Source organism: Streptomyces sp. NPDC044003 (assembly GCF_056435185.1).
In genome coordinates this window covers 54,013-77,715 of sequence record NZ_JBWKFA010000013.1, presented here as the reverse complement: position 1 = coordinate 77,715, position 23,703 = coordinate 54,013, and the positions used below count along the sequence as shown (strand labels likewise).

27 protein-coding genes are annotated in these 23,703 nt (G+C 70.3%); 14 read left to right on the top strand and 13 right to left on the bottom strand.

Annotated elements, in window-relative coordinates:
- Position 1 precedes the first annotated feature (1 nt).
- Entirely contained in the window at positions 2–418 is a 417-nt protein-coding gene (locus AC07AW_RS35505; protein WP_478819592.1) for a YciI family protein, read from the bottom strand.
- 132 nt (positions 419–550) lie between these two features.
- On the opposite strand from AC07AW_RS35505, the gene AC07AW_RS35500 reads away from it, so the two are divergent.
- Positions 551–1,180 (top strand): MarC family protein, encoded by a 630-nt coding sequence (locus tag AC07AW_RS35500; RefSeq protein WP_478819591.1) that lies wholly within the window; start codon positions 551–553, stop codon positions 1,178–1,180.
- Positions 1,181–1,213: 33 nt separating this feature from the next.
- Here AC07AW_RS35500 and AC07AW_RS35495 read toward each other — a convergent pair whose 3' ends face one another.
- The gene (locus tag AC07AW_RS35495; protein ID WP_478819590.1) at positions 1,214–2,389 is read right to left on the bottom strand and encodes a winged helix DNA-binding domain-containing protein; all 1,176 of its coding nucleotides are present in this window, start codon (positions 2,387–2,389) and stop codon (positions 1,214–1,216) included.
- A gap of 16 nt (positions 2,390–2,405) precedes the next feature.
- Positions 2,406–3,206, bottom strand: coding sequence for an alpha/beta fold hydrolase (locus tag AC07AW_RS35490; protein ID WP_478819589.1), 801 nt, complete (start codon positions 3,204–3,206; stop codon positions 2,406–2,408).
- A gap of 278 nt (positions 3,207–3,484) precedes the next feature.
- Between AC07AW_RS35490 and AC07AW_RS35485 the strand changes: the two genes are divergently transcribed.
- Entirely contained in the window at positions 3,485–4,345 is an 861-nt protein-coding gene (locus tag AC07AW_RS35485; protein ID WP_478819588.1) for a helix-turn-helix transcriptional regulator, read from the top strand.
- A gap of 12 nt (positions 4,346–4,357) precedes the next feature.
- Here the strand turns inward: AC07AW_RS35485 and AC07AW_RS35480 are convergent, their stop codons facing one another.
- The 3 genes from AC07AW_RS35480 to AC07AW_RS35470 all read right to left on the bottom strand — a co-directional run bounded on the left by AC07AW_RS35480 (position 4,358) and on the right by AC07AW_RS35470 (position 7,380).
- On the bottom strand, positions 4,358–5,416 hold the full coding sequence (locus tag AC07AW_RS35480) for an aldo/keto reductase (protein WP_478819587.1): 1,059 nt from the start codon (positions 5,414–5,416) through the stop codon (positions 4,358–4,360).
- A gap of 129 nt (positions 5,417–5,545) precedes the next feature.
- Positions 5,546–6,388, bottom strand: a complete 843-nt coding sequence (locus tag AC07AW_RS35475) for an alpha/beta fold hydrolase (RefSeq protein WP_478819586.1) — start codon at positions 6,386–6,388, stop codon at positions 5,546–5,548.
- Positions 6,385–7,380, bottom strand: coding sequence for an ArsR/SmtB family transcription factor (locus AC07AW_RS35470; RefSeq protein WP_478819585.1), 996 nt, complete (start codon positions 7,378–7,380; stop codon positions 6,385–6,387). The genes AC07AW_RS35475 and AC07AW_RS35470 overlap by 4 nt, the downstream gene beginning before the upstream one ends.
- Positions 7,381–7,466: 86 nt before the next feature.
- Here AC07AW_RS35470 and AC07AW_RS35465 point away from each other — a divergent pair, with 86 nt between their 5' ends.
- Positions 7,467–8,687, top strand: coding sequence for an MFS transporter (locus tag AC07AW_RS35465; protein ID WP_478819584.1), 1,221 nt, complete (start codon positions 7,467–7,469; stop codon positions 8,685–8,687).
- A 94-nt stretch (positions 8,688–8,781) separates the two neighbouring features.
- On the opposite strand, the gene AC07AW_RS35460 is transcribed toward AC07AW_RS35465, so the two are convergent.
- The 3 genes from AC07AW_RS35460 to AC07AW_RS35450 form a co-directional block, all read right to left on the bottom strand.
- Positions 8,782–11,037 (bottom strand): FtsX-like permease family protein, encoded by a 2,256-nt coding sequence (locus tag AC07AW_RS35460; protein ID WP_478819583.1) that lies wholly within the window; start codon positions 11,035–11,037, stop codon positions 8,782–8,784.
- Positions 11,034–11,711, bottom strand: a complete 678-nt coding sequence (locus AC07AW_RS35455) for an ABC transporter ATP-binding protein (RefSeq protein ID WP_478819582.1) — start codon at positions 11,709–11,711, stop codon at positions 11,034–11,036. The genes AC07AW_RS35460 and AC07AW_RS35455 overlap by 4 nt, the downstream gene beginning before the upstream one ends.
- Before the next feature lie 61 nt (positions 11,712–11,772).
- A complete protein-coding gene (locus AC07AW_RS35450; protein ID WP_478819581.1) occupies positions 11,773–12,186 on the bottom strand; it encodes a hypothetical protein in 414 nt (137 codons plus the stop codon).
- A 239-nt stretch (positions 12,187–12,425) separates the two neighbouring features.
- Here AC07AW_RS35450 and AC07AW_RS35445 point away from each other — a divergent pair, with 239 nt between their 5' ends.
- Positions 12,426–12,986, top strand: a complete 561-nt coding sequence (locus tag AC07AW_RS35445; protein ID WP_478819580.1) for a hypothetical protein — start codon at positions 12,426–12,428, stop codon at positions 12,984–12,986.
- Positions 12,987–13,329: 343 nt separating this feature from the next.
- On the opposite strand, the gene AC07AW_RS35440 is transcribed toward AC07AW_RS35445, so the two are convergent.
- From AC07AW_RS35440 to AC07AW_RS35425, 4 genes are all read right to left on the bottom strand, one after another.
- Positions 13,330–15,708, bottom strand: a complete 2,379-nt coding sequence (locus AC07AW_RS35440) for a tetratricopeptide repeat protein (RefSeq protein ID WP_478819579.1) — start codon at positions 15,706–15,708, stop codon at positions 13,330–13,332.
- 311 nt (positions 15,709–16,019) lie between these two features.
- Positions 16,020–16,457 carry a hypothetical protein gene (locus AC07AW_RS35435; RefSeq protein WP_478819578.1) on the bottom strand — a complete coding sequence of 146 codons (438 nt, stop codon included), beginning with the start codon at positions 16,455–16,457 and terminating at the stop codon, positions 16,020–16,022.
- A 288-nt stretch (positions 16,458–16,745) separates the two neighbouring features.
- The gene (locus AC07AW_RS35430; protein WP_478819577.1) at positions 16,746–17,315 is read right to left on the bottom strand and encodes a P-loop nucleotide/nucleoside kinase family protein; all 570 of its coding nucleotides are present in this window, start codon (positions 17,313–17,315) and stop codon (positions 16,746–16,748) included.
- On the bottom strand, positions 17,312–18,070 hold the full coding sequence (locus AC07AW_RS35425) for a GntR family transcriptional regulator (protein WP_478819576.1): 759 nt from the start codon (positions 18,068–18,070) through the stop codon (positions 17,312–17,314). The genes AC07AW_RS35430 and AC07AW_RS35425 overlap by 4 nt, the downstream gene beginning before the upstream one ends.
- A 461-nt stretch (positions 18,071–18,531) precedes the next feature.
- Between AC07AW_RS35425 and AC07AW_RS35420 the strand changes: the two genes are divergently transcribed.
- From AC07AW_RS35420 to AC07AW_RS35375, 10 genes are all read left to right on the top strand, one after another.
- Complete coding sequence (locus tag AC07AW_RS35420) at positions 18,532–18,798, top strand: DUF6284 family protein (protein ID WP_478819575.1); 267 nt, start codon at positions 18,532–18,534, stop codon at positions 18,796–18,798.
- Positions 18,795–18,983: a hypothetical protein gene (locus tag AC07AW_RS35415; protein WP_478819574.1), complete on the top strand. Its 189-nt coding sequence runs from the start codon at positions 18,795–18,797 to the stop codon at positions 18,981–18,983. The genes AC07AW_RS35420 and AC07AW_RS35415 overlap by 4 nt, the downstream gene beginning before the upstream one ends.
- A 40-nt stretch (positions 18,984–19,023) precedes the next feature.
- A complete protein-coding gene (locus tag AC07AW_RS35410; RefSeq protein ID WP_478819573.1) occupies positions 19,024–19,899 on the top strand; it encodes a protein spdB in 876 nt (291 codons plus the stop codon).
- Positions 19,896–20,231, top strand: coding sequence for an RRQRL motif-containing zinc-binding protein (locus tag AC07AW_RS35405; protein WP_478819572.1), 336 nt, complete (start codon positions 19,896–19,898; stop codon positions 20,229–20,231). The genes AC07AW_RS35410 and AC07AW_RS35405 overlap by 4 nt, the downstream gene beginning before the upstream one ends.
- Positions 20,232–20,256: 25 nt before the next feature.
- Positions 20,257–20,643 carry a DUF6251 family protein gene (locus tag AC07AW_RS35400; protein ID WP_478819672.1) on the top strand — a complete coding sequence of 129 codons (387 nt, stop codon included), beginning with the start codon at positions 20,257–20,259 and terminating at the stop codon, positions 20,641–20,643.
- A 1-nt stretch (position 20,644) separates the two neighbouring features.
- Positions 20,645–20,845, top strand: coding sequence for a hypothetical protein (locus tag AC07AW_RS35395; protein WP_478819571.1), 201 nt, complete (start codon positions 20,645–20,647; stop codon positions 20,843–20,845).
- A gap of 97 nt (positions 20,846–20,942) precedes the next feature.
- Positions 20,943–21,113 (top strand): hypothetical protein, encoded by a 171-nt coding sequence (locus AC07AW_RS35390; RefSeq protein WP_478819570.1) that lies wholly within the window; start codon positions 20,943–20,945, stop codon positions 21,111–21,113.
- A 2-nt stretch (positions 21,114–21,115) separates the two neighbouring features.
- The gene (locus AC07AW_RS35385; protein WP_478819569.1) at positions 21,116–21,280 is read left to right on the top strand and encodes a DUF6257 family protein; all 165 of its coding nucleotides are present in this window, start codon (positions 21,116–21,118) and stop codon (positions 21,278–21,280) included.
- Entirely contained in the window at positions 21,277–21,465 is a 189-nt protein-coding gene (locus tag AC07AW_RS35380) for a hypothetical protein (protein ID WP_478819568.1), read from the top strand. Before AC07AW_RS35385 ends, AC07AW_RS35380 begins: the two co-directional genes overlap by 4 nt.
- 88 nt (positions 21,466–21,553) lie before the next feature.
- Complete coding sequence (locus tag AC07AW_RS35375) at positions 21,554–23,680, top strand: FtsK/SpoIIIE domain-containing protein (RefSeq protein ID WP_478819567.1); 2,127 nt, start codon at positions 21,554–21,556, stop codon at positions 23,678–23,680.
- The last annotated feature ends 23 nt before the right edge of the window (positions 23,681–23,703 follow it).

Below are 23,703 nucleotides of genomic sequence, written 5' to 3'. Positions count from 1 at the left end.
GTCAGTCCTGGCTCGGGCCCGTCTCGTCGATCGGGCGGATGACCACCGGGTAGTCCGGAGAGCCGGGCGGGACCGGGCAGCGGGCGACCTGGGCGGCGATCTCCGTGACGCGGTCCAGGGAGTCGCAGTCGAGGACCCAGTAGCCGGCGAGGACCTCCTTGGTCTCGGCGTACGGGCCGTCGGTCACGACCGGCTCGCCCTGGGCGTCCACCGTGACGAAGCGGGCCGTGGACGGGGCGGCGAGGCCCTGGGCGTCGACCATCTCGCCGCGCGCGGACACCTCCTCGTTGATCGCGTTCATGTGGGCGAACATGGACTTGAGCTGCACCTTGTCCCAGGCCGGGTACTGCGCGGAGCCGTGGCCCGTCATCGCCTCGTAGTCGGCCTGCGCTCCCTGGACCATCACCAGGTACTTCATGACGTCCTCCTCGTCGATCTCTGCGATTACTTCCTCTCGCAGCACAGTCGGAGCCGGTCCGCCGTTCTCGACACCGCGCGGACGGAAACCGGGAAAACAGGAGAAATCACCCGACCGCCCCATGATTCCGGTGTGAACGCACTCACCTACTCCGCCGCCTTCATCGCCTTCTTCTCCGTCGTCGGACCCCCGAAGGTGCTCCTCGCCTTCGCCGGCCTCGCCCAGGTCCACGACGTCCGACAGCTGCGGACCATCGCGCTCATCTCCTCCGGCGCGGCCGTCCTCGTCGGCCTCGTCACCGGCATCACGGCGCCCTGGCTGCTCGACGTCTTCCACATCAGCACGCCCGCCCTCCAGCTCGCCGGCGGCGTCATCTTCTTCATCTACGCCGTCGGCCTCGTCCTCGGCCTCCACCTCGGCTCCGACGGTACCCACCAGGACTCCCCCGACCTGGTCAGCGGGGTGCGCGAGCTGCTCATGCCGTACGTCGTGAGCCCGCTCGCCATGACGGCCGTCCTCATCGAGGCGGCCGCCCGCGACTCCTTCACCTGGCGCTCGACGGTCGTCGGCGCGTACGTGTCCGTCATCGCCCTCGACCTCGCCTGCGTCCTGCTCCTCGCCCGGATCCTGCGCCGCACCCACCACGCCACGATCGAGCTCCTCGGCCGCCTCCTCGGCCTGCTGCTCGCCGCCGTCGGCGTCGACCTGGTCCTCGACGGCCTCTACGACCTGGGCGTCCCGGGCCTGGCGAGCCGTCACTAGGAGCCGCCGCCCCAGGGGGTGTCGCGAAAGCCCCTAGGCGCCGGCGAGCTCCCGCTCCAGCGGCGTCCGGAAGCGGGGCGTCACCCGTACGTCCCCCAGCCACTCCGCCAGCCGCTCCGCCTCCGCCCCGATCGCCCGCTCCGCCTCCGCGCCCACGTCGGCGAGGAGCCGACGAGCGAGGGAGCCGTCCGGGCGCTGCGCCCAGCCGCCGACGATCCGGCCGTTCCACCACACCGTCGGCCCGATGTTCCCGCTGCGGTCGTACAGCGCCGCCCGGTGGTCCGGGTCCAGGTACCAGTCACGGCCCCGCCACCCCATCGCCGTGGGGTCCAGCGCGGGCAGCAGCGCCGCCCACGGCTCCGGCTCCGGTACGGGTCCCAGATCGTCCGGCAGGACGAAACCCGTCCCCTCGTCCACCGTCACCGGCACCGCCCCCACCGCCGCCAGCGCCTTGCGGACGTCCGTGACCTTCCACCCCGTCCACCACGTCAGGTCCGCCTCGGTCGCGGGCCCGCACGCCCCGAGCCACCGCCCCAACAGCTCGGCCCGCGCCTCCGCCGGATCCCGCACGGGATGGGCCTCGCCGAGCGCCCAGCGGAAGCGGCTCGACGTCCACGAACCCTGCGGCCGGCCCCGCACGATCCGGCCCTCCATGCCGAGCACCCGCAGCACCCGGCTCGCCACGGACTGGACCCCCTCCTGGCGGGTCCCCCGCCCGTACACGTACGTCGACCTCAACCTCGGTACGGCCTCGCCGAGTTCGGCCCCGGTCGCCTCGCCCCGCGCGCCCAGCTCGGCGAGGACGAGCCGCTCGGTCTCCGCGAGCCACTCCCCGTCGAAGTCGCTGCCGGCCGCCAAGTGCTTGAGGAGCGTGGTCCGTTCGCGGACCGCGGCCGGCTCGGTCGTCGAGGCCTGGACGTCGGCCGCGAGGGAGGACGGGAAGACGAAGACCGTGTGCCGCATGCCGTGCATACGCACCAGGGCCCCGTCCTCGTACAGCGCCCGCTCCACCGTCCCCACCGGCTCGACGCCCTCCGCCAGCCGCGCCGCCACCGCGAGGAACACGCTCGCCGGGTCCGTCGCGTGCAGCGCCACGAGCGCGCCCCCGACCTCCGCCGCGGATTTCGCCCGCGCGCCCGCGGCCAGCCGGTGCCGTACCCCGAGCCGGGCCCGCCGCTCGGCCGCGTCGATCATTCTGGTTTCCGCCATGCGGTCAAGGATGGCTTCAGGAGGCGGCCGAGCGGAGGAATTCCGTCACCGTCTTCACGAACTCGTCCTCCTTCTCGAAGAGCATGACGTGCCCGGCGTCGATCTCCGCGTACGTGCTGCGGGCGATCGCCGCGTGCAGCTCCCTGCTGTTCTCCACCGGCACCGTGGCGTCCTGCGTACCGCCGATGACCAGCGTCTCCGCCGTGATCCGGGGCAGCAGCCCGCGGATGTCGACCCCGAGGTCGAGCGCCACGTGCCGCAGGGTGCCCGGGGTGGGCGGCATGTTCGGGATGAGGGCCTCGACGCCCTCGCGGCCGATCGAGTTGAGGAAGTCGCGGCTGAACCCGGTCATCGTCACGCTCCGCCCGAAGCCCGCCGGGTCGTACGCGCCGAGCCGCTGCCACAGCGTGAACAGGTTCCGCAGGTACTCGTCGCCGTCGGTGTACGCCCACCCCGCCACCAGCACGAGCCGCTCGACCAGGTCCGGGCGGAGGGCAGCGACGGCCGCGGACACCGGCGCCCCCATCGAGAACCCGAGCAGGTCGACCGGGCCGGTCCCCGCGTCCTCGATCACCGCGACGATCTGCGCGGCGAGCGTCTCGACGGTCAGCGGGCCGCCGTCGTCGACGGTCCGGTCGGCGCCGGACAGGTCCAGGGTGATCACCCGGCGGTCGGCGGTGAAACGGGGCGCGGTCCGGCCCCAGTTGATGACGGCGCCACCGGAACCGGTGCCGTGGACGAGGAGAAGCGCGGGCCCGGCGCCCGAACCCTCGATGTCGTAGTGGACGCGGGCGGTGCCGACGGTGACGGTGGCCATGATCTCTGCTCCGGGGGGGAGGGGGTGGTGAACCCGGTGGTTGCCCGACCACCTCCGGCGGAGGCGGTCGCGCTGCCTGACACCGAGGACTCTGCCGACCACCGAAAGCCACCGGGAGAGCCTTCCTGACCCTGGGACCGGCAGTCCCTGGATGCGGCTCTGCCTCGCTGTCGGGGCCGCGTGCCCCGGGGGCCGGCCGTCCCCCGGATGCGGCTCTGCCTCGCTGTCGGGGCCCGGGGACTGCCGGTCCCTGGATACGACCGCCCGTACGCGGCACCATGATCCGCATGACGATCGACCGCCGTGAACTCGCCGACTTCCTGCGCCGTTCCCGCGAGCGGGTCCGCCCGCAGGACGCGGGCCTCCCGGCCGGACCCCGGCGTCGCACGCCCGGACTGCGCCGCGAGGAGGTCGCCCAGCTCGCGGGCATGTCCGCCGACTACTACATCCGCCTGGAACAGGCCCGCAGCCCGCAGCCCTCGCCGCAGATGCTCGCCGCGCTCGCCCGCGCGCTGCGTCTCGACACCGACGAGCGCGACCACCTCCACCTCCTCGCCGGCCACCGCCCGCCCGCCGGCGCCACGGCCGGCGACCACGTCGCACCGGGCCTGCTGCACCTGCTCGACCAGCTGGACACGACCCCCGCGCAGGTCCTGAGCGACCTCGGGGACGTCCTCGCCCAGAACGCGATGGCCCGGTCCCTGCTCGGCGGGGTGTGCACGGTGTCGGAGCACGGGCGGAACGTGGCGTGGCGCTGGTTCGCCGACCCGGCGGCCCGTACGGCGTACCCGGCCGAGGAGCACGCGTACTACAGCCGCCTCCACGTCGCCGACCTGCGCGCGGCCGTCGCCCGCCGCTCCGGCGACCCGGCCGCCACCCGGCTCGTGGAGCGTCTGCACGGGGCGAGCGAGGAGTTCACGGAGCTGTGGGAACGGCACGAGGTGGCGGTCCGCCGGCACAGCCGGATGCGGGTCGCGCACCCGCTGATCGGCGCGGTCGACCTGGACTGCCAGGTGCTGCTCGCCCCGGAGGGCGAACAGCGCCTCGTCCTCTACACCCCGCCTCCGGGCACGGACGCGGGGGAACGCCTGGCACTGCTCCGGGTGGTGGGCACGGAACAGTTCACGCCCAGCGCCTAGGCCCCCTTCCGCTCACCCGGCCGCCCGCTCGCCCAACGGCCGCCGCCGCAGGGCCGGATCGGTGAGGAAGGGCGGCTTCCAGGCGCCGTCCGGCTGGTAGAGGTTGGTCCCGGGCGGCACGATCGCGTCGATCCGGTCGAGGGTCTCGTCGGTGAGGACGACGGTCGAGCCCTTCAGCAGCCCCTCCAGCTGCTCCATCGTCCGGGGCCCCAGGATCACGGAGGTCACGGCCGGGTGCGCGGCCGCGAAGGCGATCGCCAGCTCGGGCAGGGAGCACCCGATGGACTCGGCGACGTCGACGAGGGCCTCGACGGCGTCGAGCTTGGCGGCGTTCACGGGCAGTGAGGGGTCGAAGCGGTGCGGGGTGAGCGCGGCCCGCCCGCTGGTGAGGTCGATCGGCTGCCCCTTGCGGTACTTGCCGGTGAGGAAGCCGGAGGCGAGCGGGCTCCAGGTCAGCACCCCCATCCCGTACTTCTGGGCGGTGGGCAGCACGGAGGCCTCCACGCCCCGCGCGAGCAGCGAGTACGGCGGCTGCTCGGAGCGGAACCGGCGCAGCCCGCGCCGTTCGGCGACGGCGTGGGCCTCGACGATCTCCTCGGCGGGGAAGGTGGAACAGCCGAAGGCCCGGATCTTCCCCTGACCGACGAGGTCACCGAGAACATCGAGGGTCTCCTCGATGTCGGTCCGGTGATCGGGCCGATGCACCTGATAGAGGTCGATCCACTCCGTACCGAGCCGCTTGAGGCTGTTCTCGACGGCGAGGGTGATCCAACGGCGGGAGGAGCCACCCTTGTTGGGCCCTTCGCCGCCCATCGGGAAGTACACCTTGGTGGCGAGGACGGTGGCCTCACGGCGCCGGGGGTCGCGCAGCGCCTTGCCGACGATCTCCTCGGACTCGCCGGCCGAGTACATGTCGGCCGTGTCGACGAAGTTGATGCCCTGGTCGAGGGCGGCATGGATGATCCGTACGGACTCCTGGTGGTCCGGATTGCCGACCGCCCCGAACATCATGGTGCCGAGGCAGTAGGTGCTGACGTCGATCCCGGTCCCGCCGAGTACCCGATAGCGCATGCGCGCACTCTAGGGAGTGAAGTGCACTCCAAGGCAAGGGCTTCGAGGAAAGGGCTGCGGGGGAAAGGGCTCCACGCATACGGGCTCCACGCATACGGGCTCAACGACAAGGGCTCCACGGCAAGGGCGTCAAAGCCTTTCCTGCCGTACGAAATCGAGAATCAGCCCGCCCAGCAGCTCGGGCCGCTCAAGGTGCACGTCGTGCCCGGCACCGGGGAGGCTGACGCCCCGCAGCCCGGCCTGCACCCGAGCCATCTCCGCGTACTGATCACGACCGATGATCCCGCCCTCCCCGAGCACGACGAGACCGGGGCAGGCGACGGCGGCCCACTCCTCCCGGAAGTCCCGCCGGGCGTTCTCGTCGAGGGACCGCTCCATGACCTCGGGGTCGAAGCGCGGCCAGAGCCCGCCGTCGCGCTCCTCGAGGCCGTCGGCCCACCCTTCCCCGACGGCCCGCCTGCCGTCCCCCAGGTACGCGACGGCCGCCTCCCGCGAGGGGAACGGCACCGGCCAGGCCCGCAGCCAGCCCCCGATCTGCTCCGGCAGACCGGGCTCGGGCTCGCCGGGCCCGGCCTCGACGAGGACGAGCGCGCGCGGCAGGCCGGGGTGGGCGGCGGCGGTGAGGAGCGCGGTGTGCCCGCCGAGCGACTGGCCGATCAACAGGGGCCGTACGAGCCCGAGTTCCTCGACGACGGCGAGGACGTCGGCGACGTACGCGGCACGGGAGACGTCCGCCGGGAGCCGCTCGCTGCTGCCGTGTCCGCGCTGGTCGAGGGCGACGACCCGGTGGCCGGCGTCCCGGAGCAGCCGGGCGACGGCGTCCCACTCACCGGAGTGCCCGGCGAGCCCGTGGAGGAGGAGGGTGTCGGGCCCGGGGGTGCCCGAGTCGCCAGGGCCGCCCCAGTCGCGGAGGGAGAGCCGTACACCGTCATCACGTACGAGAACACGCTCGGTCCAGGAAGAAGAGCTCATCCCGTAATGATCCCCGGGGGCTGGAGGAGTTGGTCGGCGACGGCGGTGCGGGCGTAGAGGACGGAGCGGCCGCTGCGGTGGGCGGTGACGAGTCCGGCGTTCCGGAGGGCGATGAGGTGCTGGGAGACGCCGGCGGCGGACATGCCGCAGTGGGTGGCGAGCTGGGTGGTGGAGGCGGGGGTGTCGAGCTCGGTGAGGAGCAGGGTGCGGGAGCGGCCGAGGACGGCGGCGACGGCGTCGGTGGCGGCGGTGGCACGAGGCTCCCAGACGCCACCGAACCCTCGTGCGGGATAGGCGAGTTGAGGCGGGTCGGGATGGACGGAACGGGTGAGGACCTGGGGCCAGGCGAAGACGGAGGGGATGAGCAGCAGCCCGGAGCCGGCCTGGTCGCGGGTGAGCGCGCAGTGCCGCCGTACGAGCCGCAGGGTGCCGTCGTCCCACCGCACGGTCTCGTGGAGTTCGCTCAGGACCCGCGCGGAACCGTGCTCGGCGACCTGCCGTGCCCGGTGGAAGACATCGGCCTCCAGGACCTTCTGGATGCGGGCCCAGTAGGGGGCGAGGGCGATTTCCCAGTAGGTCTCGATCTCGTCGGCGACCTTGGGGAGGACGGCCGAGGGGTCCTCGCGCAGCGCCCGGAGTCGAGCCGGGGCGACGCCCTTCCGCTCCAAGGTGTCGAGGTCGTCGATCACGTCGGCGGCGGGGGAGCGGCGCAGGGCGTCGAGCTCGGCGTCGAGGGTGGGGAAGGGCCCGGCGGGGGTGGGGTTGAGGAAGTCGGCGAGGTAGCCGCGGGCGGGCACGAGGGCGGCGAGCCAGCCGCGATCGAGGCCGGCGCGGACGATCCGGGGCCGGACCTGGGCGGCCCAGCGGCTGTGGGCGGCGGAGTCGCGATGGTGGGCGACGATGCGGTAGCTGGTGACGACTTCCCACATGGGGGAGACGGCGAAGCGGGTCTGGGCGAGGTCGGCGGCGGAGAAACTGAGCCCGGCTTCCATGCGTGCTACGTCCTGGAGTAGGCGAATGGATTCGGCCTGACCTTAATCAATGGAGGGACGGCGGGACGGGAAAACAAACTCCCCTCATGCCCAGAACCCGTGCCTCCCTCTCCCTCTCCCCCTCCGCCTTCCGCGACCTCCCGTCCGTGGTCTGGACGATCTTCGCGGGAACGATCGTCAACCGTCTCGGCTACCTGGTCACCCCGTTCCTGGTGTTCTTCCTGGCCTCGCGGGGAGTGAACGGCGGGGAATCCACGTACGTGCTCGGCGCGCTCGGCGCGGGCAACCTGATCGGCCCGGCCGTGGGCGGCATCCTCGCGGACCGGATCGGCCGCCGTCCCACGATGCTGATCGGCCTGATCGGCGCGGCGGCGGCGCAGGGGGCCCTCTTCCTGGCGCCGGGGGTGTGGACGATGGCGGCGGCGGCGCTGCTGATCAGCGCGGCGGGCAGCCTGGTCTCCCCGGCGGCGTACGCGCTGCTGGCCGACGCCGTCGACAGCGAACGGCGCCGGCGCGCGTACGCCCTCTTCGGCTGGGGCGTGAACATCGGCACCGCGGTGGCGGGAGTCCTGGGCGGCTACCTGGCGGCGCAGGGGTACTGGCTCCTGTTCGCGGTGGACGCGGGCTCGATGCTGCTGTACGCGCTGGTGGTGGCTGCACGCATCGAGGAACCGAAGCGCGAGGAGCCGCAGAAGCAGGCGAAGGACGGAATCGGCTACGGCGTGGTGATCCGCGACCGCCTGGCGATGCTCCTGCTCCCCCTCTTCGGGATCCAGCTCTTCGTGTACTCGCTGACGGAGGTCGCACTCCCGCTCGCGGTCCGCGACAGCGGCCTGTCGCCGGCGGTGTACGGGGCGATGGCGGCGGTCAACGCGATCATGGTGGTCGCACTCCAGCCCTTCGCGACGGCCTGGCTGTCCCGACTGCCGCAGCTCGTGGTGCAGAGCGCGGGCAGCGCGCTGATCGCGGTGGGCGTCGCGCTGACCGGCCTGGCGGACAGCGTCGCCGGCTACGCGCTGTCGGTGGTGGTCTGGTCGCTGGGCGAGGTGGTCGTCGCGGGCATCGCGGCGGGCCTCTTCGCGAACCTGGCCCCGGCCCACGCCCGGGGCCGCTACCAGGGAGCGTTCAGCTGGACGTGGGGCGTGGCCCGCTTCGGGGCGCTGACGCTCGGGGTGACGACGTACACGACCCTGAGCCCGGCGACGCTGTGGTGGACGGCGCTGCTGGCGGGCACGGCAGCGTCGGCGACGACGCTGACCCTGAAGACCCGAATCGAACGCCGCACCACCCACACCCTGGCGGCCTGAAGCTACTTCCCCCGGCCAGGACATGGGCCACGAGCGCGCTGGGTGCGCCCGTGGCCCAGTCCGTACGTCCTCTCGCTGATCGCTCGCTCGCCGATCAGTCCCGCCGGATGTGCTCGGGATCGATGTGGCGCCGCACCATGGGAACGGAGGCGACCGCGGCGGCGAGCATGACCCCCAGGGCTGAGGCGAACAACAAGGGCAACCCGTCCCAGTCCCAGTGCACCTCGCCACCCCCGGTGATCAGATAACTGGACTCGGCCAGCCACCCGGTGACGATGGCCGCCCCCAACCCCACGACCAACGGCAACAACACCTGCACCACCTGCACCACCCGCAACGTCCCGGCCCGAGCCCCCAACAAGGCAAGCGCGGTCACCTGCCCCCGCCGCTCCATGGCCCGATCGGCCACGGACACGACAAACGCGGCAACCCCGATCACCAGCCCGAGCACCATCCCGACGACGAGCAGACTCCGAATCACGGTCAACTGAGCGAGCGAGTCGATGACAATCCCGACGGGCTCGACGGAGGCGGTGGGCGCAACGGCCCCGATGCCGTCGAGAACGGAGCGGACGGTGTCGGGGTCGGAAGGACTGACGAGAACGAAGCGGGCGTCTGCGATCTGGGCGCCTGGGGGGAGGCGTGAGGGAGGGATGAGCAGGCTTGGACCGCCGAACTCTGAGGGTTGGTAAGACCGAACCGTGACAGCGTCCCGGGGCAGGGCGACCTGCAGCCTTCGCCCGTCGCTGAGCAGGAACGGGAAGCTGCTGCCGGGGCGAGCATCGTCATCAGACGGGTAAGTCGGATCCGTGATCCGCAGCACCTTGTTGTCGACGCATCCGTTCGTGGTCTCAGTGAAAGCAGCCAACTGACCACAGGTTGCAACGACAGCTTGGATTCTGGGTACGTCCTCTTCCAAGCTGGCCACCCATGACTGGGTGACGAGCCCATGGGCCTGTACGCCACTCAATGCGGACATCTGCGTGCGCTGCTGCCCACTCAGCTCCGACATCGGAAGGCTGTACTCCTGGACCGGAGTCGTTCTCCGACTGACCTGATCCAATTCGATGAGTACCCCTTGCGTGAGTGAGGCCCCGAACACCAGCAGCACGAGACCGGTGACCACTCGCAGCGCGCTGCCTGGATCGACCTCCGTCCGTCGCATGGCGAGTGACAGAGGCAGTGACTTCGACACAGCCGCCAGACGTTGCGAGAGCCATGACGTGATCGGTGCCAGACCGAACACGAGCCCCGCCCCCGTCATTAGCACGGCAGCGGGAACGAGCACCGAACTGCCGGACCCGCCTGACGGATCCCGCCCCATCGCACTGAGTACGCAGTATCCGCCGATGACCCCAAGTCCGGGGATCAACAGCAACGTCCCGTACTTCTTCGGAGGCTTGCTCTCTCCAGTGCGGCGCACGCTGATGGGCGACTGAGCTGCCTGCCGCGGGCTGAACTGCCCGACGACCCATGCGAGGACCGGACACCCCAGCAGGCATACGGCGATGGTTACCCCTTCCGGCCGCCCGTCGGCTGGGTACCAGTGCAACCCGGGCAACCCGACCCGCGCCATGAATTCGTTGACCCCGAGATAACCGATGAGTCCGACCACGGAACCGACAAAGGCGGCGACCACACTTTCTCCGGCGTTGACCCGCAGAGTGTCCTTCAAGCTGAGGCCGAGGAGGCGAAGTGCAGCGAGCCGGCGCGCACGGGACTCGCCGGAGAGCCGCGCGCAGACCGAGAGGAAGATGACGAGAGGGAGTAGCACGATGCAGCCGAGCGTGAACCGCAGGATGTCCAGGGTGGATGGATCGATGAGCTCGTGCTGCATGTACTTGGTGCCGAAGTGGCTGAGCGGGGCCGCCCCGGTCAGCGCATCCGGCCTGGTGCCGATGTAGGCGTAAAGCTCGTCGGGACCTGCGAGCCCCGGCGGGGCAATCGTGCCGGTCACATGGCCGGGTACGAGTCCCGCAGCGGATGGGTTGGCGGCCAAGATCTCGCCCAGCTTCGGCGAAACGATCGCCTCGCCTGCGCGAGGCAGTTCCTTGATTCCCGGGGGAACCGGCAGAGGCCCAGGACCTGTGCGAGCAATGAAGATTCGTCGCAACGGTTGTGAGCCATAGGGGTCCAGGAATTCTTGGTAGACGGCGTTGGTGTTCTTGGCGGACTGCACAGATCGGATCGTCACGCGGGCATCGCTGGCAGCGATGATCGTCGGAATGGTGAGTGCGGCGGCCAGGCAGGCAACGCCAAGTGCGGACCCGAACACCATCAGGAGGAACCTGACCCGCGCCCTGCGCCCGCTGCGCCACAGCAGACGCATGCCAAGGACGAACGCGTTCACACCGCCACCCGCTGGGCCAGCACACCATCCGACATCGTGTACTGGGTGTCGGCCTTGGCGGCGACATCGGCGTCGTGCGTGACGATGACGACGGCGGTCTTCTGTCTTCTCGCCAGCTGAAGGAACTCATCGAGCACGGCAGCTGCGTTGGCGCTGTCGAGCGCTCCGGTGGGTTCGTCCGCGAACACCACGTCCGGCCGGTGGACCAGGGCTCGCGCAACTGCAACGCGCTGACTCTGGCCACCCGACAGCTTCGACGTCCTGCGCCGCAACAGATCGCCCATCCCAAGCCGCCCCAGCACCTGGCCGGCCATGGCGTGGGCATGGGACTTACTGATCCCGGCGAGCCGGAGAGGAAGCGCCGCGTTCTCCTCGACGGTCAGTTCCGGCAGCAGTTCCCCGTACTGGAACACGAATCCCAGGCGGGTGCGACGCAAGGCACTGAGCTCCCCGTCGGGGAGAGACGAGAGCTGTACTCCATCGAAGGTCACCGTGCCGTTGGAGGGCGGAAGAACCCCGGCGAGGCAGTACAGCAGGGACGACTTCCCCGACCCACTGCTGCCCATGATGGCGGCCACTTCGCCGCGCTTGAGCGTGAAATCGGCACCGGTTACCGCTTGCTGTGTGCCGTAGAAGAGATCCACGCCCTCGGCGCGGAGGATGACGTCCTTCAAGATGTGCACTCCTATGGGAGCGGGAGCCGCTGGTGAGCGGCTCCCGCACTGATCGACTGCCCTACGGGCGCTTGAAGCGCTTCGTCGGAGAGCAGTTGTCAGGGTGCAAGGAGCCGCGGTTCTGGCATACGCGCACCTGTGCCGTATTGGTGTACCGAGAGGCACCGTCGTGCACGAGCTTGTCGATCCGGACGTTCTTCTTCTGCACCCCGTCGAAGCGGTTCCAGCCGTAACCGTGAACCTTCACCTGGAGATACACGTTGTGGTTGTCGTTCTTGCCAATGTCACGCAGCTCGCCCTTGATGTGGAAGGCGCCCTGCTGCACCTCTGCGGGCTCCCACTTGTACTTCGCTTCCGCGAAGTGCGCTCCGGTTGTCTTGAAGGTCGCTACTGCATGCCACGAGTCGGCCGCCGCCACCCCCATCCCCCCGAAGAAAAGCCCCGCAGCCACGGCCGCCGTTGCCAACTTCCTCATTGATCGCCCCTAGTTGAGTCGAGTGTGCCGACTGGTCATCACAGAAAGTATCGGCATCACTACAGATCGGATGGAGAAGGAACGTCCCTCCCGCCGATCACCCCCCTATCCAGTGAACGAGCCCTGCTGGGAGTCACGTTCAGCCCTGCGGGCCACGCCCCTGCATGCCTGCCGTCATAGGAGTGATCACCCGGTGCGCCTGCGTGAAGGGGCAGGTCGGCGTCCCCGAGGATGCGCCCATGCGACCTTCCTCTTCCTTGTTGAGCCGCGCCCTCGTTCCGTTCGTGGCGGCCGTCGCCCTCCTCGGTGCGGCCGGCTCGTCCCTGGTCGGGGCGGCGGAGGCCTGTGGCTCCGTCATCACGGCTCCCCTCGCCCCGCCCGTCTCCGCCGACGATCCCTGTCCCAGCGCCGACCCGGTCGTGTGCCGGATCCGTGTCCTGCCGATGGACGAGAAGGTCGAGGCCCAGCGGACCCGGATGCGGTACCACGGGCTCCTGGAGGACATGCACCGCACCGAGCGCGACATGCGCGAGGCGGGGGCCACGGACGAGGAGATCGCTCGGGAGCTCGTGGACATGCGGAACCAGGCCAAGGAGATCACCCGCGCCGGTATGACCCCGGAGGAGGTCCGCGTCCTGGAGGAGCGGAACATCGCCAAGTACGGCAACCCCCTCGGCCCCACGGCGGACCAGCTGTACGCGAAGTACGGCTCCTGGCAGCAGGTCATCGACGCGTCGATGCGGACCAGCTACGCCGTCGACCGTGAGCTGAGTCTCGAGTACCGCCCCTGCCCCGTGTAGCGGGACGGCAGGCACGGCATACGTCGAAGGGCCCCACCGTGAACGGTGGGGCCCTTCGACAACGTGCCCGGTGAGGCACTGGCGGAGGATACGAGATTCGAACTCGTGAGGGGTTGCCCCCAACACGCTTTCCAACTGTCCGCCCCGTCGTTCATGTACGTCCGTAGGCGTTCGTGCGGCCGTTTAGGTGGGTTCGTGGATGCAGATGAACGGCCACGTCCTCTGGCGTACTGGACAAAGACCAGGACAACGCGTCGTACCGGCGACGGCTTACGCGGCCCTTTGATTTAGAAGGTAGAGCCGCCATGACTTCATAGGGTTCGGTCGGGAATGGGCATACCGGTTATTTAGGGTGAGGGAAAAGCTGAGAGCCGCTATCGATCGCTTTAGTTGTTGTACCGCACTGCTGTACAGCCTTTGCAGCTTCCAGCGCGCTGGCGAGGTTGTTGCGGCTGATCAGGGTGGAGGGGTGAGTATCGCCCAGCACCTCCACGGACTGGGCGAGGGTGGTCTCGTACAGAGGGATCGCCCGTCCCAGATCCCCCGCCTCCTGGTAGGCGAGGGCGAGGTTGTTGCGGCTGGTCAGGGTGTCCGGGTGGGTGTCGCCCAGTAGCTCCGCTCGCTGGGCGAGGGTGGCCTCATACAGAGGGATCGCCCGTTTCAGGTCTCCGGCCGACTCGTAGGCGCTGGCGAGGTTGTTGCGGCTGTTCAGGGTGGAGGGGTGAGTATCGCCCAGCACCTCCACGGACTGGGCGAGGGTGGTCTCGTGCAGAGGGATCGCTCGTCCCAGATCCCCCGCGTCCTGGTAGGCGTGGGCGAGGTTGTTGCGGCTGTTCAGGGTGTCCGGGTGGGTGTCGCCCAGTACTTCCGCTCGCTGGGCGAGGGTTGCCTCGTACAGAGGGATCGCCCGTCTCAGGTCTCTGGCCGAGTGGTAGGCGCTGGCGAGGTTGTTGCGGCTGTTCAGGGTGGAGGGGTGAGTATCGCCCAGCACCTCCACGGACTGGGCGAGGGTGGCCTCATACAGAGGGATCGCCCGTCCCACGTCTCCGGCCGACTCGTAGGCGCTGGCGAGGTTGTTGCGGCTGTTCAGGGTGGAGGGATGGGTGTCGCCCAGTACTTCCGCTCGCTGGGCGAGGGTGGTCTCGAGCAGAGGGATCGCTCGTCCCAGATCCCCCGCGTCCTGGTAGGCGTGGGCGAGGTTGTTGCGGCTGTTCAGGGTGTCCGGGTGGGTGTCCCCCAGTAGCTCCGCTCGCTGGGCGAGGGTGGCCTCGTGCAGAGGGATCGCCCGTCTCAGGTCTCCGGCCGAGTGGTAGACGTAGGCGACGTTGTTGTGGCTGATCAGGGTGTCCGGGTGGGTGTCGCCCAGTACTTCCGCTCGCTGGGCGAGGGTGGCCTCGTGCAGAGGGATCGCCCGTCTCAGGTCTCCGGCCGACTCGTAGGCGACGGCGAGGTTGTTGCGGCTGGTCAGGGTGTCCGGGTGGGTGTCCCCCAGCACCTCCACGGACTGGGCGAGGGTGGCCTCGTACAGAGGGATCGCCCGCCTCAGGTCTCCGGCCGACTCGTAGGCGACGGCGAGGTTGTTGCGGCTGGTCAGGGTGTCCGGGTGGGTGTCGCCCAGTACTTCCGCTCGCTGGGCGAGGACCTGTCCGCGGAGGTTGGTGGTATGGGCGTGGCGGCCTTGCCGGCACAAGTACTGGGCTGCCCGCTCGTAGGTATTGGCGGTATCGATGGAGGCTGTGGCATCAACCGGCGTGGTGTCGGCCAGAGCGTGGACATGGGGAAGGAGGCGTTCCCAATCGATGGTGTCGTCGGGCTGGGAGTTGCCGGGCGGAAGAGCTTGGCGGACGGCCTGTTCGGCCTCTGTGCGACCGAGGGCCTGCGGGTCGCGGTTGCGTAGGACGGTCTGTACGAGCCGGTGGACGCCGACGCCCTGACGGTCAGGGGTGAAGGCGACCATGTTGTAAGCGTGCAGTTCCCCCAGGGCATTGGCGAGTGCGAGCGGGTGCGGGGTGAGGGGGGCAAGAAGGGTGCGGGGGATGCCGTCGGGGGCGAGCCAGGCCATGGTGTGCAGAAGGGTGACGGCCAGAGGATTGCGGGTGGTCAGGGCAGTGAGGGTGTGGTCCCAGATCCGGGCGATCGTGCGTTCCGGACCCGGGGCGTCGCGGTTGTCGTCAAGGACGAGGGCGAGAGAGTGGCGATAGGTGTCGAGGTCGATGCCGGTGCGGTAGGCGTAGGCGCCGGCCTGTTCCAGGGCCAGCGGCAGGCACCCCAGGTCTTCGGCGAGCCGCCGCGCTGCCTCCCGCTGCTCCGCTGTGGCTACCTGGCCGTGGAAGGCGAGAGAGCACAGCAGGTCGGTCGCCTCGCCCGGCGGGAGGGTGTCCAGGGGCATGACGGGGGCCAGGGCGTGCCAGCCGGTGGCTCTGCGGCTGGTGGCGAGGTGGTGTCCGCCGGAAAGGGTGCCCAGGTAGGGGTGCAGATGGGACGGGTCCTCGACGTTGTCGAAGACGAGCAGCCATCCCGGGTGCGCCTGGAGCCAGGCGATCGCCCATATTGCCCGATCTTCCGGCCCGCACCCGCGCGCCCACTGCGGACACACCTGTTCTGTGATCCGGCCCAGACCGGTCACGATCGTCTCCGGCGACTCGGCGGAGACCCACCACACGAGCGTGTAGGAGTCGCGGTAGCGATGGGCGTAATGCAAGGCGAGCGCGCTCTTGCCCACGCCACCTAGCCCGCTGATCGCACGTGCCGACGTTCGCTGCGGCTGTACCACCGCCGCCGCACCCTCGCCCGTGAGCATCCGCCGCAACGACGTCAGCTCCTCCTCACGGCCGACGAATACCCCTGATGCGGACTCCGGAAGGAACCCAGCCCCCGTCGGCACCTCAACGGTTCGCGCCCAGTGGGCAGCCTGCTCCGGCAGCACTGTCACCTGGGCATGGTCTCCGCTGAGCGCGACCTGGACTGACTCGGCCCCGATCGGCCGGTCACCCGACACATTCACCCGCGCCGACTCCCTCGGGGCCGGCACGCTCACGACTGCGGCGGGTGAATCGTGGCGTGGTCACCGGTCGCGGCGATACCGATGCGCTGGGCTCCGATCGCCCGCGTCCCCGACACGTTCACTGTCACGCCGCCCCGCTCCGGCAATAGCGCCGCCAACTCACGCATGAGCTCAGCGTCCTCCCGCAAAGCCCGCTTGATCTGCTGGCGCAGCGCCGCGGCGGCATCCGCGTCTTCCGGCTCCTCGGCGGCCTCCTGTACCGCCGCTTCCAGCGCCGCACGCTCCTCCCCGTCGCGGCGACGCCACACCAGGGCGAGAATCCGCCGGCCCACACCGGCGGTCCCCTCCACTGCGGCATCCAGAGCCGCGTCCTGGGCTCGCACCAGTACGGCCGTCCCGTACGCGCTCACGGCCGCCGTCAGATACGGCCCCGCCTGCTCCATCACTTCCATGATCTCCGCATTCACAGCGGCCCCCTGATCTGTCCCGGCACCCCGTGGCCCGATGGATCTAAAGGCTAAAAGAGCGCGGCATTCTGCGAGGGCAGAACGGTGCAACCTCTGCTCAAGTTCGCGCAACGGGGCCGCCCGACGGGGCGGGTCTCACATCGGTCGGGCAGCTTTGCTGCACCACCACGGCTGCAGTGCCTGCCTCGGTCCCTGCGTACATGCCTTGCCTTACACGCGTCGCCGCCGAGGCTTCGCCGGTTGGTATGCACAACTGTGAGTTGACGATGTGTCGGACCATCGGCAGCATTAGCGCGAACCCTTCAGGGCCTCGATCACAGGCGCGGGATCGCCGTCATACAGCACGTGCGACTCCTCAGCCGTAGGGGGGAAGAACCGGGTGCGGTACCGCTGAAGGTCGCTTTCCGAGAAGTAGATCGCGTTCGGGTCATCCGCATGGAACTCGTTGCGCTTGCTGATCCGCTCCCACAACTCGTCATGACTCGCCGCGAGGTAGACGAGAAGGGGGGTTGCTCCGACGGCAGTGGCGATCGACCGCCACTTCGCCCTGTCCTCTGGGGTCCAGAAGCCATGGTCGACCACGACGTCGTGCCCGGCCTTCAGGTGCTCCCTGAGTTCGGTGGCCACATCCTCCAGGACCGGGCGCTCCAGGGTCGGAAAGAGACCTCTCGGGAAGTCCACTCCGTAGACCCCGTGCCGGCGGAACATCTCCTCGTCCGGGCATAGGCGCACGAATCCCCGATCGGTGAGGATGCGGGACAGGGTGGTCTTGCCGGATCCGGGGAGCCCGACCATGAAGACACAGAACGGCCGGCGAGGTGGTGCGGGGATCGCCTGCGCGTAGTCCGCGCCGCTCACGCGACTACCTCTGATTCCGTCCGCCACGTCCGTCCAGGACCACCAAGGTCTACGCCGTACTCCACGACGATGCCCTCGCTGTCCACGAACTTCGCGGTCATGACGACCACCGGGTCCGAAGGCGCGTCGTCGGAATCCAACTCCAGGAGGCGCGCGTACTCCGGAGTCAGGAGGGATGCGGAAGCCGTGTCGACGCGATGGCTGATCGGATGTCCCGTCGCCTCTGCGATGAGCTGGAGCGAGGTTCCCCCTGTTAGGCGCTCACTCGTCGCCAGCTGCGGGATCAGCTGAGCGTAGCGAGCGGGGATCCATGATGTGCTGTGCGCGACGATGCCGTGGCGGTCTCGATAGACACGGCTGCGGCGCACCACTTCGGAGCCAGGCTGAATGTCCAGGGCTTGCGCCACATCGGCGGGCGCCGGCACCACTGCGGCCTGGTGCGAGTCGGAGCGTTCTCCGTCGCCCCAGCTGGACCCTGTGCGGCGTCCCCGGTCCTGTCGCTGAGAGCCGGAGGACATGGGAGCGGGTTGATCCAGAACCTCGGTACCGATGCCGTGGATGCCGCGAATGAGTCCGTCGTTGCGCAGCTTGCGCAGGGCTTTCTCGACTGTGGCCGTGCTTACCTTCCACTCCTCCGAGAGGTTCTTGATGCTCGGCATGAGGGTTCCCGGCTGAAGCTGACCAGTAGCGATCAGTTCAGCGTAGTGAGCAGCAATCCTCGCGTAGGGCGCCCGATTGTCGGCCTGGCCTGCCATGTCGCTCGCTCCCTGTCGTGACATCCCTGAGGTTCCCTAGCTTACCGCTTGACACCACAGGGAACCCTAGGGAACCTTAGGGACGTACCCGCCTGGTGGCTAGCTCGATCGCCAGGCGAGCGGGGAGGCCCTTCTTTGGGCTGCTCCCGGCGCCCGGAGAGCCCGTGAAACGGCTCGATGGAAGCGACAGCCCCTTGAGAACTCAACAGCGTGCTTTGAGGAATCCGCCCCCCTCCAGCAAAAAAGCGGGCGGCGTACGTGGATCCTGCCTTCGCGTACGGAACAGCGCAGCTCAGCCCCTCCGCCTCCACCTATCGGTGGGCTGCGGCCGGTTGCCTCCTCTGCCCGTCTCGTACGGGCGGGGTTGAGGGGAGCCGGATGGTTCCAAACGGCGTGAGCCCCCGGTGCGGGAACACCGGGGGCTCTGTTCGGGCCGTTCCTGTATGAGAGGAACACACCCAATGAAGTCCATCGCTGCACTTCAGGCCGCTGTTACGGCCACCCCGTTCGACGGTGAGCCGTCGGACGGAGAGCTGGACGCGATCGATCGGGAGATGCCGCTGATCCTGGCGGAGATCGACCTGCTCGACGTGGAGATCTGGATGCTGGACCGTCCGGCCACCGCGCTGGACGAGCGGCGGATCCGCCGGGCCCGCAACCGGGTCCTGGATGAGCGCCGCGACCTGACCAACCGCGCCGGCCTGGCGCAGGCGGGCGGTGCCGCGTGAACACCATCGCCTACTGGCTCCTGCTGGCCCTGTGCGTCACCGTCGAGGCCTGGGGCCAGGTCATCGACAACCAGGACGTCACCCTCGTGGGTGCCATCGCCGGATTCGGCGTGATCGCCGTCGACCGCCTCCTGCACCGCGCCGACCGCTACGAGGAGTTCGCCGAGGCGGGTGAGGAGCGGTGACCCGCCCGGCCAACCCGCTCCGGCACCGGGCGGTGGCGGGATGAAGAAGCAGCTCTCGACCGTCGCCCCGGCGGTCGCCATGACGGTCGTGTCCATGGTCCTCACCCTGGCCGTGGTCGTGATGTGGCTCGGCGGCTCGATGCCCTGGCAGATCGCCCTGGTCGTCGGGCTCGGGCTCGACGGCGGATGGCTGGCCACCCTCGCCTACGAACGGCGGCTCGCCGCCCAGGGCGACCACTCCACTCCCGTCACGGTGGTCGGGTGGGCGTTCGGACTGGCCGCGACCGGCGTCCTGGTCGCCCACGCGCTCGGCGAGGAGTCCACGGGCGCCTGGCTCGCGGTGTCCTGGCTCCCGCTCGCGGCCAAGGCACTGTGGCTCGTGCACGGGCTGTGGGAGCGGACCGCGCTCACCCCGGTCGCTCTGGATGCGATCCGGGGCATCCAGCAGGAGGCACGGGACGAGGCGGCCGTGGCACGGGCCCGGCTGAGGGCGCAGGCGGGCACGGAGGAGACCCGGCTGACGGCCGTGACGGAGGCCGGGTCACGCGTCGCACGGGTGCAGGCCAGGACCGCCGAGCAGCTCTCCGGGGCGTGGTCGACGCTGGAGGCGGCCAGGCAGGGCGAGGGCACCGCACGGGCTCTGACCTGCGTGACGGACCGGGTCACACCCGGGGCACAGCCCCGATGGGAACTCCCCGTCTGGGGCCCCTACGAACCCGTCCCCGCCCTGGACGCGCCCGCCCTGAGCGATGACGAACTCGACCGCATCGTCACCGATCTCCACACCAGCCAGACACCGCCCCTGTCCTACCGCGAACTCTCGCTCCGCTTCCGGGCCGCCGGCCACAGCGCGAGCGAGACCCGGCTCCGGGCCGCTTGGCGACGCGTCACCACCACCACCGCCACCGCCCCATGAGCACGATCCCCGTCTACCCCTGGCGCCGCGCGCCGGAAGGACTGGCGACGTTCCGGCAGCTCCGCGCGCTCGGGCTGAGGCCCGGCGGTCAGGACGTCGCCGCCCAGCTCGAACGCCCCTGCCGCCAGCGCGAACCGCTGATCGCGTTCCTCTACCGGATCGACCGGGCCAAGCCCGTACGGCCGATGACCCCGGCCAAGCGGGCGGCCCTGGCCAAGGCGAACGCGGCCCGGCAGCTCTGCCCTGAATGCGGGCGGGACGCCGGGTACCGCATCCCGCCCACGCTCGGCATGTGCTCCCCCTGCGCCTATCCCGACATCTCCGCCGCCTGAGCGGCCACGAGAGGACGTGACCTCCGTGAACCACCTCCCCGACCCCGTCCGGGTCGTGCAGCTCCCGGACGGCACCTACACCTACGCCGACCACCTCCCCACCCCGATCCAGCCCGCCCCGGTGCCGCAGGTGGTCCACCAGCACATCCACCAGGCGCCGCCGGACCGCACCGTCCAGCGGATCGCGCTCGGCTCCGGGATCGGCGCCGGCACGGTCGCCGCCGGGGTCTACTTCGGCCCGCTGCTGGTCGGCGCGCTGACCGCGATCGCCGCGAACCTGGCCCTGCTCGCGTTCCTGGCCGCCGTCCTGTCCTGGGGCGTCGTGAGCGTCGTGAAGTCGATCGGCGGCCCGGACGGCAAGGCCGCCGCCAAGACCCTCGCCAAGACCCGTCGGTCTCGGAAGGGGAAGTGACATGTTCAACGCCGGAGACAAGGTGCTGATCGTCGCGTGCGAGGACGACCCGAGGGCCATCGGCCGCACCGGGCGGATCCTCGACGAGGTCCCCCCGGGCCCGCTCACGGCGGGGCGGTGGACGGTGAACCGGATCAGCTGGCTGATCGCCCCGGTCCTGTGCCACGCCCACGAGCTGCGGAAGGTCACGCCCGGCCGCTGATGACCCGGGTCTGACGCCTGCCTGCCCACCCTCGGCCCCACGCGGGCCGGGGGTGGGTGGGGAGTCGGGACAGCCCCGGCCCGGGAGGGAAACCCCTGTGACCAGCCACGAGTACCGCGAGCGGGCCGAGAGCCTGCTGCGCAACGCCATGTACGGCGGGCACCCCAGTGCCACCGCGATCGAGGAGGCCGCCGTGTGGGCCCGACTCGCGCAGGCCGCCGCCACCACCGAGGCCGCCGCCCAGACCCAGAGCAGCGAGGAGAAGTAGTCATGGCCGACACCCCGAAGCTGAACGCCGGAGAGAAGGCGCAGGTCGCCTGGTACGTCGCCCGCATGTGCAAGCGCGGTATCGCGGGCGAGACCGTCTACCAGGGCGACCTGGAGAGGAAGGTCGAGCGCGTCATCGACAAGGCGCGCAAGAGGGCCGCGAAGTGAGCGCCCGCCGGTCGACCTGGAAATTCACCCTCTACGCGACCGACAGCAAGGGCCGCCTGGGCAAGCACAGCAGCCTCGTCCACTCCCACAGCGAGGCCGATGCCCGGCAGGGCGTCATCGAGTCCGTGCAGGCCGCCGGCTACCAGCCCTGCGGCCCCGTGAAGCTCACGCTCAAACGCAGGTAGCTGTGCCCCGGGGCGGCCGACAGCCGGCAAGCATCCCGACCGCCCCGGGCCCATCCCACGCCCTTTCGAGCAGCAGGAGACGCCCAGCATGACCGACAACGTGGTCCCCCTGTTCAAGGAACCGCCCACCCAAGACCCCACCGCCCCCGCCGAGCCGCTCACGGCCGCCCCCGAGCCGTCGGCCAAGCCGCGTCCGGCACGGGTGTTCCTCCGTACCCGCCGCGCCGTCACCGGTGCGGTCAAGCACGAGCGGACCCGGCAGGCGGCCCGCCTGACCGTCCGCCACGGCTCCTACCTGATCGGCGGCACCCGCGTGGTGACCCGCCGGGCGTGGGACGGCCGCACCGGCGCCCGCTACGAGCGGTTGCTGCGGGCGGCGGAAGCCGCGGGGAACTACGAGGCGGCCGGCGAGTGGGAGGAACGGCTGCACCGCTTCCGCGAGCAGCGGCACAAGCGGCGCATGGACCTGATCACCGCCCCGCAGCACGCCGCGAAGAGCGCGGCGATCGGCACGGCCACCGGGATAGGCGGCCTTATCGCGATCGGCGTCGCCCTCGCGATCGCCACCAAGGACCCGTCCGACGTGTTCACGCCGCTGATGGCGCTGGTCGAGCTGATCCGGCTGCTCGTCGTCATCGTGCAGATGGTGTGGGGGCCGCTCGTCGCGATCGGGCCGTGGCTCGCGCTCGCGGGCCTGTGGGCGGTCGGACGCCAGCGGGCCACCGCCCCGCAGTGGGCCCTGCCCCAGGGCAAGCGCTCGGACGACGCCGGAGCGCCCATCACCCCGTCCATCGTGGTCACGGCCCTGCGCGACCTCGGCATCGCCCCCCTCCGTAACGCAATCAAGGAGATGGGCGACGCCGGCGCCGCGATGCTCGGCCCGATCCGCATCGCCGGATGCGGCGTGGAAGTCGACGTCAGCCTCCCCTCCGGCGTCTCCACGGAGGAGGTGCAGAACCGGCGCAAGAAGCTCGCGGAGAACCTCGCCCGCCACGAGCACGAAGTCTTCATCACCATCCCCGAGGCCGCTCGCACGGTGCGGCTGTGGATCGCGGACTCCGGCGCGCTGGACGAGCCCATCGGCCCGTCGCCGCTGGTCACCGACGAGACGATGACCGCCGACTACGCCAAGGGCCGCGCCCCCTGGGGCCAGGACCTGCGCGGCGACGCCGCCACGATCAGCCTCTACCAGCGGCACATGCTCATCACGGGCCTGTCGAACCAGGGCAAGACCGCGTCCCTGCGCGCGCTCGCCCTGTGGCTGGCTCTGGACCGTCGGGTGGAGTTCCGGATCGCCGACCTCAAGGGCGTGGGCGACTGGGGCATGTTCGACGGCATCGCCACCGTCCTGATCCAGGGCCCGACGGACGAGCACGTCATCGACGCCACCGAGATGGTCGAAGGCCTGGTCGGGGAGATGGAGCGCCGGATCCAGGCGCCGCCCGGCACGAAGTTCGACCCGCTGATCGGCATCGTGGATGAGGCGCAGGTCGCGTTCATGTGCCCGGCGAAAGGTGAGGACGGACGCCCGTACGGCGGGTCGAAGGCTACGTCCCGGTACTTCATGGCCGTCCGCAAGATTCACAACCAGGGCCGGGCCGTGGACGTGCTGCTGTGGGAGGGCACGCAGGACCCGACCGACCAGAACCTCCCCAAGCTGGTCCGCGAGGGCGCCCACACCCGGGCCTCGCTCGTCCTGGGCACCGAGTCACAGGCCCGCATGGCACTGGGCGACAAGGCCATCGACGGCGGCGCCGCACCGCACCTGCTCCGCCAGGGACTCGACAAGGGCACCGTCGTCGTCGCCTCGGACGGCATCAAGATCCCGGCCGGGCAGCCGTCCATCACCGTCCGCACCCACTTCATCGACGACGACGCGGCCAAGGCCGTGGCCCAGCGCGCCAAGAACCTGCGCGACGGCGTCACCACCCTGACCGCCGTCGAACCCTCCGAGACCGCTGCGGACGCGCTCACGGACATCGCCGCTGTCCTCGGCGACGCCCCGAAGATGCTCACCCAGGAAGTCCTGCGCCGGCTCGCCGCGCTCAACCCGGGCGAGTACCGCGAGTGGACGTTCTCCGACCTCCGCACGGTCCTCGAAGACGCCGGCGCCCCGCCGCGCAAGACAGACGGACGCATGCACGTCGACGGCCTCAAGGTCGCCGACGCCCTCGCCCAGCGGGCCACCGAGACCCCGGACGCCGCCTCCCAGTGACAGGGAGACGGCCGGGAGGCAGG